Below are 11,333 nucleotides of genomic sequence, written 5' to 3' on the forward strand. Positions count from 1 at the left end.
TGGGATTTGAGCAGCGAGGAAGGCCGTCGCGGTTTTCACTGGGCTCTCTCCCCACACGTCAGCAGTGACACATCCAGATATCTGACTGTCACGTAGCCAGTGAGGTTTTGGTCCCGGGCGTAGAGAGACTACGTAATGAGCGGTCGCTCCCGTGTCCCGTGGCTGTATCGCGTCGTCCGTGACCGGTCGGGACAAGCATCTCCATTGGCTGTCGTACTTATCCTCGGAATCACTGTCCTCGGTACGACGGCGGTCGTCACTCTGGGTGGGGCGGCACTCAGCGAGACGAAACAGGCGTCGAGCGCCGCCCGTGCAGAACACTCGATGACACTCTTCGACTCGAAGGTTGCAATCACCGCACTCGGTGACTCCCAGTCGCAATCGGTCGAACTCAGTGGGACGCAAGATGGACAGTACGTCGTTCGCGACGACACCACCAGAATCGTCGTCACGCACAAAGACTTCGACGGCGCCGGTGCCTCAGAAGAACTGTACAACGAGACGCTCGGGAGCGTCGAGTACCGAACGGGAGACGTGACCATCGCGTACGAGGGTGGGGGCGTCTGGCGTACACAGGACAACGGGACGTCGATGGTGTCGCCGCCGGAGTTCCACTACCGAGACAAGACACTCACGCTCCCTGTGATTCAGGTCGCCGGTGATGGGAGTTCGGGGCAGAGCCCAGTCGCCGATATCGTCGAAGAGAAACAGGCCGACCGAATCTACCCGAACGAGAGTTCCACCTACAGTATCACCGGTGACTCCTACGGGAACCCCGTCGAAAACGGGACAGTCGAGGTGACGATTTACAGTCCTCACTACCGTGGGTGGGCGCAGTTCTTCGACGACCGAACCGAGGGTGACATGTCTCTCGACCACACGAACGAGTCGGTGAGCGTCGAGTTGGAAGCAATCGGGGGCGTCATCGGTGCGTTCCGGATGCCGAACGAAGGGAACTCCATCGACGTCACCGGGATGTCGAGTAATCACACTGTCAGTGAGTACACGCTCAACCTCACCGCTGACAACCACATAAACAACATGCACTGGTCGATGTACCAGGATGGCCCGACGCAGGACATCGAGTTCCACGTCTACTCGGACGACAAATGTAAAGGGTCTGGTTCGTTCGACGGTGAAATCGACATCAGCATCTACTACTCGGACGCGTCGGGAACCTACCAAGGATGGCAGAAGACTGATATCGACCCGACTGCACCGAACGCTGCGGTCCAAGTCGACTGTGATACCGACCCTGCGACACTCACTGTCGACTTCACGAACAACTCGACGAAACTCGAGTACGGCGCGATTTCGAAAACAGGGAACAAGAACAAGTGGTACTTCGGCGACGATATCGATTCCAGCAGCGTCCGACCGTCGGTGACATTCGACCAGCACGCTGCAGACGACGGAACGACGTACACCGCGGGTGATGGTGACGAAGTCACGCTCTACAACCTCACCAACCACTACATGGCGCTGATGGCTCCGAGCTTCAAACTCTCTGTGACGGACGGTCCCGGTGGGAGTTCACGCATCGACGAAGGGGCGTCCTCCGGAGACCTTGACTACGAGCAGGCGGACGGTGGTCGGTACATCACGTTCCTCCACGTCACAGAAAATCGCGTTCGCGTCGAAGTCCGCTGACCCCGTCAGTCCACCAGCGACACGTCGACTTGTTTTTCGACGACGCGAACTGAATCGACGCCCGTGAGTTCACACGAGACCATGGTGTCGTTGACGAATGGGCACGTCACGTCGTCGTACGACTGTAGTTCCTCTTTCCAGAGTTGTGGGCGAGGCGAGGTGACGTTGACCGTCACGTCGTACGGCCCGTCTTCGGACGCGATGCCACGGTACTTCGCACCGGAGTCGGACACTTCCGCACGGATGAGGTACGTTCCGGACCCACCGACTGAACTGACACTCTGTGTCGCCTTTCTGGAGGAGATTGCCGAGACGGCGACGGCGTCCTCGGAGAGCACGAACGCGGGGCGGCGAACGACGGTCATCGAGTCGTCGGTGCCTCGGAAAACAGTCCCAAAGGCGTAGACGAGACGCTCGTTGGACGTCTCTGACGTGTAGACTAACGGGCGCGTACTCACCGTCGCATTGTCGACGGCGGTCCCATCGTCCCACTCGACTTCCATCTGAACGGGCTCGCCGAACGAGAGCGCCGACTCGGCTAACTTGATTTCGGTGGCCCTGCTCGGCGCCCCGCGGACGGCGATGTCTTCCATGTTGTCGTCGAGGATGTCGAAGGCGCGTTCGGCGTTGTTGATACGCTCGACGTTACGGGTGTCTTGGAGGCCGTCCATTCCGACGGCGGTGACGACACCGACCGTCGAGAGGACGAGCGAGAACACGAAGATGAACCCGAGTGTGTCACTCACGGCGCGACGGTCAACCATTGGTCACCTCCAGTTCGTCGGTGGCTGCGTCGTACGTGACGGTGACGTCGCCCGCGTCGACTGACCCCGGTTTGAGGTCGGTCTGGGTAGTGACGTCGATGCGGACGGTTACCTCCGGGTCGACCGACTGTAAGACGAGTTCGTTCGGTTCGACACTGATTCTGTAGGTCGTTCCAGCGACTCGGTTGGGGAGTTCGAGGCGCGTCTCGACGTCGGTGACTGTCTCGTCACCTGACGACGCGACGACCCGGTCTGCGGCTTCCAGGTTCGCCGCGAGACGCTGTCCGAGGACTTCGAGTTCTGTCTCCGTCACACGCTCGTGTTCGGACGAGACGAACCCACCTGCTGCGACCATGATGCCGGAGATGAGTATCGTCGTTATCGTGAGCGTCAGCACGAATCCAAGCGTGGTAGAGACTGCTCGTGAATCCATCAGAGTTCACCCGGTGCGATTCGGACTTCCTTTTTCACTGTCGTTCCACTGGACTGGAAGACGAACGTGACGTTGGCGTCGTAGACGGCCTCTTGTTGAACCGGCCAGTAGCCACTTCCAGTGTCCGCGTACTCCGCCCCGTCGAAGATATCGAAGAGGTCGCCGATGTCGTCGAAACCGTCGTCGTCGTCGGTCGTGTACATCTCGTACGTCCCCGATGCATTGTCGGCGTTGTTGAACCAGATGTCGACTTCTCCGTCGATTTCGTCGTGGATGGTCTCAAATGGTGCACAGTACTGCGTTCCGACGGTCTTGTCGCCAATATCGACGACGAGGGTGTCACCGTTCGTCGGTTCGACCACACAGGACCCGACGGTACCGGTCTCGTTTTCGACGGTGACGACGACGTTCGTTCCATCGTCGTACATCGTGACGTTGATATCGTCCGACTCCCCGTCGATGTCGACACTGAACGCGTCAGAAGGTGACGTGGCGAGACTGGTCCGAGAGACGTTGAACCGAATTGCACGAACTTGGCCGTCTTCGAGGACTTCCCACCTCTCGTCCGAGGAGTTGTCCGTGAAGTCTCGCGATTCGTCATCCTGGTGAATTCGCAACCCAAGAGTGCTCGCCCCGTTGTATTCGACACGCGTGGAGAACCCGTCTGTCGCGCTCAGCGTCGCCGACGTCGTACTCCAGTTCGCCATGGCGGACTCGAATCGTGACTCGATGTCTCCAGCACTCCCACCGTTTCGGTTCTCCGCGTCTAATATCGCGCCACCGGCGTCGACGGCGACGCGTTGTGCGCTCGTCGCCTCGTCGAGTTGGGTGTCGGTCGTCCGGGTGGCGATGTTCTCGGTGTAAATCGCGGTGTTGAGTATCAACGCGAGACTCACCAGCAAGACGGCGATGGCGAGTGCCGTGATGAGGAAGAGTTGCCCACGGCTCTCACCGGCGTCCCGCGACGGGAGCGTCACATCCGCCATACGACCACCTCGACTTTCAGGACCGACCACACGGGGTCAGACGTGTGCTGCTCGCCGACGTAGAACGACGAGGCGGAATCGAGCGTCGTCGTGGTCGGCGTGGCAGTCTCGTCGTCCAATTCGTGGAGTACGTCGTCGTCCATGAGCGTGACGAGACGAGACGCTGACACGGCGTGGTCGCTCGGTTGGCCCATGTGGACGAGTTCGATTTGGTACAGTGGCTTTCCTTCCTGGTTGCCTCTGAGTGTGTGCACGTTCACGTTGAACGCGATTCCGCGCTCCCGGAACGTGTCGTTCAGCATCCGCCCGAACACCGTCGGTGGGCCGCCAGCGACGTAGTTGTCTCCGTCTTCGGCACTGATGTTTTCGAGGAGGAGTGTGCGCTCGAGCGACCCGTTTTCGGCCGCGGCGTCGAGGAGTCCCTGCGCGACTGCTGCTTGCTGGTTTTCGATGTGTTGACTCGACGTACTCGCAGTCAGTGGTGTGACTGCGGTCACCTGCAGGGCGAAGGTGACACTCGCGAGCAGGACGGTGGCGGCGACGAACGCCTCGAGTGCATGTGCTTGTCCACGGTCCATCGTTACCAGACCCTCACCAGCAGTTGGTGGAGTTGCCCGTCGACGAGAACTGAACGGCGAGCGGCGATGACTTGCCCGGTGGCCGGAACAGGGTCACCACGCGTTGCTTCTGTTCCACCGACAGTCACGACCGACCCATCCCGAACGAGCGTGACGTTCACGTCGTACGTGTCTCCGACACCGACTGCGTCTTCGACCGGTCCGGTTCCATACTCACAGTTGCCCGGTGGCGACGTATTCTCGAAAAATCCCTCGACACAGTCCGTGTCGAGGACCGTCTGTTCGCCGGGTGACGAGAGTGCACCACCTGCGAGGTGGTCCGCTGCGCGGTTGGCGACGAGGGGGCGGTCCTGCGCGTCGTCGAACGGTTGGACGATTTGGGGGACGGTGCCGATGACCCATGCGATTGCGAGGAGGAAGATTCCGACGCCGATGGCGTAGTCGAGCGTCGTCTGTGCTCGACTCCCCTCGGTTCCGGCGGTGTGGTCACGTCGTCGCATCAGCCGACCACCATCCAGACCCCGAGTGCGAGCGTCTGCAGGACGACGACGAACTTGACCCCAGCGAGGAGGTCGGCGTTACGGATGTAGCCGCTGATGAACCCCGACAGCACCGCTTGAAGGGTGACACCGTGGAAGAACAGGAGCGACATGAGGTCCGGGTCGAGTGCGCCGCCGAAACTCGGCCCACCGGAGACGCCACCACTGGACCCGGACGCTTGTGACGAGAGACCCGCCATCACGTCGAGGAACTGCGTCTTCAGGATAGCCATGACCGCCAACAGCGTGACGTAGGTCATGAGAATAATCGCCACCTGCATCCGGGTTCGTGCGATACGCTCTCGCTCGATGTCGTCTTGGTTCTCGGAGGACTGTGCGGCAGTCGTCAGAACTTCCGTAATCTGACTGGACGCCTCTTGTGCCTTCGTGATGAGTTTGACCGTCCGAGCGAGGCGCGGGATGTGGTACTTGTTGTTGAACTCGACGAGTGCCTCGCGGAGGCTCATCCCGTAGTTGACCTTCGCGTACATTATCTCGAACTCGTCGGCGAGTTTTCCGGAGGAAGTGTCGGCGACGGTTTTGAACGATTCGAGGAGTGTCTGACCGGTGTCGTTCGCACTCGAAAGCTTTCGGAGGTTGTCCGAGAGTTTCCCAGTTATGGCAGACCGGGAGTGGACGTTCCACTCGTGGAAGATTGCCAGTGGGGTAGTGACGAGGTAGACGGGGACGTAGAACCAGATGACGGTTCCCCAGATAGGTCGTGCAATCATCCCCTCCCACGACGTGGGTGCAGACCCTCCGACGACTGCAACCGCGAGGAGGACCATCGAAGCAGGAACGGTCAGCGCGAGGGTGAAAAGCGGATGTTGTTTGAAGAAGACGTGCGGTTGCCGGAGTAACTCTCGCGTCTTGTACGTCCCTTCGCGGTCCTTGATGCGCGAGAACAGACTGTACTCGCCGACGTACGACTCGATGAGTCCCATGTGGACGAGTCCCTCTTGTTGCTGGCCTTGGAGACGGGCGCTCCCGTTCGCCGGTGCGAGGAACCCGTCGCCAATCTCGTCTTGCTTGACCGTCGAGATGAGGACCAAGAACCCGACGCCGACGAGCGGAATGAGGCCGTAGACGGTGGCGTAGAGGAGTTCCTGCTGTGCCTTCCCGAGCATACTCATGATGACGAGGATGATGATGAGGAGCAGCGGGAACAACGAGAGCGTCATGTACATCTCGCCGAACAGTTCCATCGTGTCCAGCGTCTGTTCTTGCTGCTGTTTGGCCGTACGAAGGTGCTTGTCTTTCTTGTCCTTGAGGAACCCCTCCATGTCACCGCCAGAGTTGACGATAGAGAGCATGTCCGTGAGGAACTGCGAGAGTTCGTCGGACGGGGTGAGAAGCGCCTGCTGGCGAATCGCGTTTCGGTAGTCGGTTCCGAAGTACTCCGTCTCTTGGACGATGCTCTGGAACTCGCGCGAGACTTCGCCGTAGGTGTCGTCTGCGCGTGCCATCGCTTCGAGGATTTCGAGTTGGTTCAGTCCCCCCACCGACAGCGCATACATGAACGAGATGGCGTCCGAGAGGAGCATGTTTATCTCGCGCTTCCGGGCGGACGCTTTCGAGTACGGCATCCCCACGAGCGTCCCGAACCCGAGTGCGAACCCGATGGACCCGAAGACGATGCCCGAGACGGTGACCGCAGCAGGCATGACGAGCGAGCGAAGGAGTTCGGCAGTCGATTCGCTCCCGACGGGGATGCCGAGACTTATCGACTCCGCGGATACGAGTCCGAGCGCGAAGATGCCGTATCCGAGCGACATCCCGAGAATCCACAGCGAGAGACCGACGAGGACGCCCACTGCGAGCGCCCGTGAGAGGTACAGTTCGACGGTGTTCGGCATCCGCGCTTGCTGGAGTTTCTCTTCGACGTCTGTGACGAACTCTCCGTCCTCGTCGAAGAGAATCTGAAAGAGTGGGTAGAAGGCGTCACCGAGTGTGTCGGTGCTTCGGTCCAGTCCGGCGGAGTTCTCGGCGTCGAAATTACTCATCTACTCGTCCTCGTCGCGCTGGACGGACTGTGATTCCGTCTTCTCTTCGTCTGGCGTGTCTGTCTCTGCCGCTTTGAACCCGCCCCACGACTCGACGTCGTCGTCAGCGGTCTCGTCGTCAGCAGCATCGTCGTTCGCGTCCGCTTCGGTGGTGCCCGAGTGGTCGTCCGCCGACGCCGAGTCGCTGGGTTCCTCGATGCCGAACGCACCGAAGAAGTCGTCCAGGTCGATGTCGTCGTCTTTCGGGTCCGGGAACGTCGGGTCGCCTTCTTCGTCGAATCCGAATTCGTTGGGTTCGCCTTCGACGTCGGATTCGAGCAGTGACTCCCACAGGTCCGTCGCGGCGTCACGTTTCGCTTGTTCGTCGGACTCGTCTACGTCCTCCATCGCCGCTTCGAGCGCCGGCGTCTCTTCTTCGCCGTCGATAGGCGACGGACCGTCGTCACCTTCGAGTTCGGGCGTCTCGTCGCCAGCGTCGAGTTCAGACCGCTCGGACCCTTCGTCGAGTGCAGGGTCGCTGGTGGCCTCTTCGAGCGAGTCGAGTTCGCTCCGTTCGCCGGGCGTCGCCTCGACGTCGGGTTCGCTTCGCATGTGCCCGAGTGCCTCTGCGACTTCGCCCACGTCACGGTTCCGATAGTCGGGGAAGAGTTCTTCTTCGGCCCTGCGGAGAATCTCTTTGGCGAGTTCTTTGACGTGTTCCGGCGGGTCGGGTCGGGGAACCATCGCCTCGCTCTCGGGGTCGATGTTGATGTGGACCGACTCCATCTCACGCAGGTCTTCGAGACTGCGTTCGAGGTCGTCGGTCGCCATCAGACCGATGATGGTGTCCTGGTCGTTGATGAACGCCTGGAACGTCGCTGCGACCTGCGTGTAGGTGTTGAGGCCGCGGTCGATGAGGTACGCGAGGACGACTTGGCGCTTGAAAATCTCGTGTTCGAGCGTCTCGTGGTCCCACCCGCGGTCGAACTTTATCTCTTCGAGCGTGTTGGACGACCCCATCTCGAGGAACTCGTCCGTCTCTGCTTGCCACTGGTAGACGTCCTGAACGTTGATCTCGTCGTTCTCTGGGTCGTAGTGGTTGATCTCGGTGAGCGACTTGTTCCGGCGGACTTTGTTGCCGTCGACCCGCGTCGACGTCTGGATAGACACCAAGTCGAGCGCGGAGAACATCGTCTTCGAGACGTTGATGGGTGCGGTCGTGAAGCGTTTGAGGACTTCACCCACTGAGTCCGCGTGGAACGTCGTGTAGGTGGTGTGACCCGTGGACATGACCTGGAAGAGCGTCCGGCCTTCCTCCCCACGAATCTCGCCCATGACGATGTAGTCGGGGCGTTGACGGAGCGCCGCTTCGAGCAGGTCGAACTCGTCCACGTCGCCTTTGTCGTCGTCTGCGAACGAGGGTCGAGTGACGGACGCAATCCAGTTCCGTTGTGGAAGTTCGACTTCGCGTGTGTCCTCGATGGAGACGATCTTCGTGTTCGACGGGATGAACAGCGAGACGGCGTTCAGGGACGTGGTCTTCCCGGACGCAGTGCCGCCTGCGAAGATGAGGCTCTTGTCGTTCTCGATGCAGAGCCACAAGAACGCCATCTCTTCGAGCGAGAACGTCGACCAGTTGATGAGATCGATTGGCGTGAACGGAACGTCCTTGAACTGACGGATGGTGTAGTTCGTCCCGTGGTCGGACACCTCGCGTCCGAGTGTGAGTTGCGCACGCGACCCGTCGGGCAGCGTCGCGTCGACCTGTGGCCGACGTTTCGAGATACCCTTTCCGGAGCGCTGTGCGAGTTTGACGACGAAGTCGTCGAGTTCGCCCTCGCCGTGGTAGATGTTCGAGATAATCTGCTCGTAGTCGGAGTGGTAGACGAACACCGGGGAGTTGTACCCGTCACACGAGATGTCCTCGACGTTGATGTCGTGTTTGATGCCGTCGATTCGCTCGTACCCGATGAAGTCGCGACGGAGGTAGTACTGAAGCTTCTGGACTTGATAGTCGTTCAGGTCTGCTTCGTCGTCTGCGAGGACTGCCGACTCTGGGCGTGCAGCGATGCCGTCGATACCGCCGAGGGGTGCCTCGTCGTGGGTCGTTCGGTTCGACCCGCCGGTGAACCCACCGAGTCCGAGTCGTGAGGCGACGCCGCCGAAGAGAGATGCACTGCCGCCGTCCGGAACCGTCGTCTTCGCTGTCGATTCACTCTCTTCGTTCCCGCCGAACAACCCGCCGAGTCCGAGACGGTCCATGAGACCGGACGACTCGGTCGCCCCGTCGGACGCGAGCGTCTCCGATGCTGGCTTGTCGTAGAGGTCGTATCGTGACAGGAGGTCGTACGTCTCCGCCTCGATGACCGCCCCACGGTTGTCCTCGCCGTTTCGGACGATGCTCTCTTCGCTGTACTTGATTGCGTTTCGGAGTTTGCTCGTGAGGAACTCTGTCAGGTCGTCCTCGACGCGGTTCAGGTACGGTTCGACCGCGTAGTACTTCTTCTCGTTTTCTTTGACCGAGTGGAAGATGACGACGAACGCGTAGGGCTTGTTGACCCAGTAGCGTTCGACTTCACGGAAGTGGGTCTTCTTCTCCATCGGAACCGCCTTTTCGAGGTCGTAGCGGTTCGCCAGCGTCGTCGTGCCGTCTGCACTGGAGAAGAACTCGTCTTCGTCGAGGTCTTCGTCGACGTCGACCGTCCGAGTGTCGACGACCTCGTCGAGTTCGTCGGCACGTTGGGCGCCGCGAGCGAGTGCGTTCTCGATATACTCGGGGTCGAATCCGAGGGCATCTTCGGCGTCGAAACGCTCGATGCCGCCGTCGCTGTCGCGTGGGCGGGAGCCATCGTCTTCGTAGTAGTACTCTCGCTTGTAGTGCTCCCACATCCACTCGTCTTTGACGACGGGCGTGGTCTCGGGGTTACAGAACTCTTCGAACTGTTCGTGAATGTCCGTCGCGTGCGCGCCTCGCTTTCCGACGAATTGGGCCACGTCGACCGGGTGGAAGTCGAGATAGTTCTCGGGGTCGAGCGCGACGCTCTCCCAATCTGTGCGGTCTGGGGTCGGAACCTCGTGTTCCTCGTCTTCACCCCACCGTGAACTACCCGGTGTCTCCGTGCGGGTCCGCGGGTCGAAGCCATAGAGGGCCTCGACGTCGCCGTCTTCCCCATATTCGTCGAGGAAGTCAGCCCACGTATACTCGCCTAAGCGGGCGTTTGACGCCTGGTCCGGGGCGGCATCGCCCTCCACCGGTGACTCCGCATCACCCTCGATCGCCTTTGGCCCGGAACCGTCGGCGTCTTTCCTTGCCATTGTCCCTCGGATATTCGGGTTAATGGAAAAGTCTTTTTCCCAGACTATTTACATTAATGCGCCCGTTTAAGACCTATTTTTATACGAGTTTATAAACTACGGGAGTTTCGGGTTCCGCGGGGCTGCCGCTAAAGCAGTGGTTTATCTCCCGATTCAGCCCTTCTTCCGGGGGGAGCATCGTCAGACACGGGACACACTCACGTCAGTGGTTGAGGAGCATCTGGGTTGGCGTGACCGGGTCTGTCGACAACACGAATGTGAGTGTGGCGAGTGGGTCATCAGACGGACGACGACTCTAAAACCACTGTACCCAACCACTGTCAGTCCGGTGCGAACCACTATGTTGTTTCGATGAGAGTTTCGACTATGGACCCATTCACACTCACAATCCTGCAGCAAGCACCGATTACGCCGGGGGCCGACCCCAGCACATTCGCGCGGTTCTTCGGGTCGACCGTCTCCGCCGCAGGGACGTTCGTCGGCACGCTCATCCTCGGTGCCCTGCTGATTGCACTCGCGCCCGACTTCACCGAGAAGGTCATCGACACCATCGAGGACGAACCAGTCTCCTCGTTCCTCTGGGGACTCGGTATCTTCGTGGCGTTCATCGTCCTCATCATCGTCCTCATCATCACCCTCATCGGCATCGTCGTGGCCGTCCCGCTCATCTTCTTGATGATATTCGTCTCGCTGTTCGGCGGGGCACTCGTCTTCATCTACGTGGGTGAGCGACTCCTCGAGGCAGCGAACGTCGAGACGTCGCGCTGGGGGCACCTCGTCGCCGGTGCGTTCGTCGCAACCGTCCTCGCTGCCCTGCCCGTCATCGGCGGTATCACGAACTTCGTCGTCAACACCGTCGGTGTCGGCGCACTCGTCTACTACTGGCGGAACAAGTGAGGGCGGAGCGGTTCTGGTTTTTGCAAAAACGTCGGCGCGAGAAATCCCCGTCCGCTCAGCACGTTCGTCACAGAACGGGCGTGACGGGACTCCCGCGAACGAAGTGAGTGGGAGTACGCCGCGGCCGCGGTGGGATTCGAACCTCGGTCGCAACAAGTTGCTCCCAGATTCGAATCCCGCCAGAGCCGT

General features: G+C 60.3%; 9 protein-coding genes. 2 read left to right on the forward strand and 7 right to left on the reverse strand.

Annotated elements, in window-relative coordinates:
* Positions 1-135 precede the first annotated feature (135 nt).
* Positions 136-1,650, forward strand: a complete 1,515-nt coding sequence (locus AUR66_RS17895) for a DUF7289 family protein (RefSeq protein ID WP_058573508.1) — start codon at positions 136-138, stop codon at positions 1,648-1,650.
* 5 nt (positions 1,651-1,655) lie between these two features.
* Here AUR66_RS17895 and AUR66_RS17900 read toward each other — a convergent pair whose 3' ends face one another.
* Genes AUR66_RS17900 through AUR66_RS17930 form a run of 7 tightly spaced genes read right to left on the reverse strand, consistent with a single transcriptional unit; the run spans position 1,656 to position 10,247 of the window.
* Positions 1,656-2,414: a DUF7289 family protein gene (locus AUR66_RS17900; protein WP_058573509.1), complete on the reverse strand. Its 759-nt coding sequence runs from the start codon at positions 2,412-2,414 to the stop codon at positions 1,656-1,658.
* Entirely contained in the window at positions 2,407-2,847 is a 441-nt protein-coding gene (locus AUR66_RS17905) for a DUF7266 family protein (protein ID WP_058573510.1), read from the reverse strand. Before AUR66_RS17905 ends, AUR66_RS17900 begins: the two co-directional genes overlap by 8 nt.
* A complete protein-coding gene (locus AUR66_RS17910; RefSeq protein WP_058573511.1) occupies positions 2,847-3,833 on the reverse strand; it encodes a DUF7261 family protein in 987 nt (328 codons plus the stop codon). Before AUR66_RS17910 ends, AUR66_RS17905 begins: the two co-directional genes overlap by 1 nt.
* A complete protein-coding gene (locus AUR66_RS17915; protein ID WP_058573512.1) occupies positions 3,821-4,420 on the reverse strand; it encodes a DUF7288 family protein in 600 nt (199 codons plus the stop codon). Before AUR66_RS17915 ends, AUR66_RS17910 begins: the two co-directional genes overlap by 13 nt.
* Positions 4,414-4,911: a DUF7287 family protein gene (locus AUR66_RS17920; protein ID WP_058573513.1), complete on the reverse strand. Its 498-nt coding sequence runs from the start codon at positions 4,909-4,911 to the stop codon at positions 4,414-4,416. The genes AUR66_RS17915 and AUR66_RS17920 overlap by 7 nt, the downstream gene beginning before the upstream one ends.
* Entirely contained in the window at positions 4,911-6,953 is a 2,043-nt protein-coding gene (locus AUR66_RS17925) for a type II secretion system F family protein (protein WP_058573514.1), read from the reverse strand. The genes AUR66_RS17920 and AUR66_RS17925 overlap by 1 nt, the downstream gene beginning before the upstream one ends.
* A complete protein-coding gene (locus AUR66_RS17930; RefSeq protein WP_058573515.1) occupies positions 6,954-10,247 on the reverse strand; it encodes an ATPase, T2SS/T4P/T4SS family in 3,294 nt (1,097 codons plus the stop codon).
* 366 nt (positions 10,248-10,613) lie between these two features.
* Here AUR66_RS17930 and AUR66_RS17935 point away from each other — a divergent pair, with 366 nt between their 5' ends.
* Positions 10,614-11,144: a hypothetical protein gene (locus tag AUR66_RS17935; protein ID WP_058573516.1), complete on the forward strand. Its 531-nt coding sequence runs from the start codon at positions 10,614-10,616 to the stop codon at positions 11,142-11,144.
* The last annotated feature ends 189 nt before the right edge of the window (positions 11,145-11,333 follow it).

Origin of the sequence: Haloferax profundi, assembly GCF_001469865.1 — an archaeon.
Lineage (GTDB): Archaea > Halobacteriota > Halobacteria > Halobacteriales > Haloferacaceae > Haloferax > Haloferax profundi.